1 protein-coding gene is annotated in these 1,117 nt (G+C 69.2%); it reads right to left on the bottom strand.

Going from position 1 to position 1,117, the window contains the following annotated elements:
* On the bottom strand, positions 1-993 hold the full coding sequence (locus Cpa01nite_RS18370; protein ID WP_203670311.1) for an IS481 family transposase: 993 nt from the start codon (positions 991-993) through the stop codon (positions 1-3).
* Between the last annotated feature and the right edge of the window lie 124 nt (positions 994-1,117).

Here is a 1,117-nt window from a genome sequence, read left to right as displayed (position 1 = left end):
CTAGGTGTACTGCCCAGGCAGGTTGGTCAACCGGGTCAGGGGCGGGACCTTGCCGATCGATGAGTGGGGTCGGTGGTGGTTGTACTCGTGGAGCCATCCTGGCAGGGCGGCTCGGCGGGCGGTCTCGGATCGGTAGTGCTGGGAGAACGCCCAGCCTGCGGCCATGGTGCGGTGGAAGCGTTCGATCTTGCCGTTCGTCTGCGGCCGGTAGGGCCGGGTCTTCTTGGACTTGATCCCGAGGTCGGCGCAGGCGTCGCGCCACGCGTGGGACTTGTAAGCCGACCCGTTGTCGGACAGGACTCGTTCGACGATCACGCCGCGGTCAGCGAACCAGGACACCGCGCGGCGCAGGACACCGATCGCGGTGGCCGCGGTCTCGTCGTCGTGGATCTCGGCGTAGGCGACCCTCGAGTGGTCGTCGATCACGGTGTGCACGAACGCGGTGCCCATCTTCGGGTTGCGCCACACGTTCTTGGGCTTGTCGGGTGTCGCGGCGCGGTGCCGGTCACCCTGGGCGCGCCCGACGAACCGCCACCCGCCGCCGTCGGGGATGTTCCCGAGCTTCTTGACGTCGACGTGGATCAGCGACCCGGGGTACTCGTGCTCGTAGCGGCGGATGCGCTCACCGGTGCGGACGTCGACGTGGGCTATCCGGTTCAACCGGCAGCGGGTCAGCACCGCGTGCACGGTCGAGGCCGGCATCCCCAGCCGGGCGCCGATCGCGATCGGTGACATGCGCTTCTTCCAGCGCAGGTGCACGACCTTGCGCACGAGGAACGGCGGAGTCCGGTTCGCGACGTGATGCGGGCGGCTGGACCGGTCACCCATACCGGCCTCGCCCATCGCGCGGTATCGGTCGGCCCACCTCTTCGCGGTCGGCCAGGCGACGTCGTAGCGGCGGGCAGCCATGGCGACCGGCCAGCCCTCCTCGACGACCAGACGCGCCAGGCGCAACCGGGCGCGGGGCGTGAGAGCAGCGTTAGCGTGGGACACGAAGACCTCCTGGTCGCCGAGCGGAACCTTGAGCAGTCCCACTCCACGACCGGAGGTCTTCGTCCGTCCACGACCGCTACCGCGTGTCGTCACACCCAGACGACCAACGTCCCTGGGCAGTACA

Source organism: Cellulomonas pakistanensis, assembly GCF_016862755.1.
GTDB lineage: Bacteria > Actinomycetota > Actinomycetes > Actinomycetales > Cellulomonadaceae > Cellulomonas > Cellulomonas pakistanensis.
Note: the sequence above shows the minus strand (reverse complement) of the source record. Positions and strands in the feature narration are given on the sequence as shown.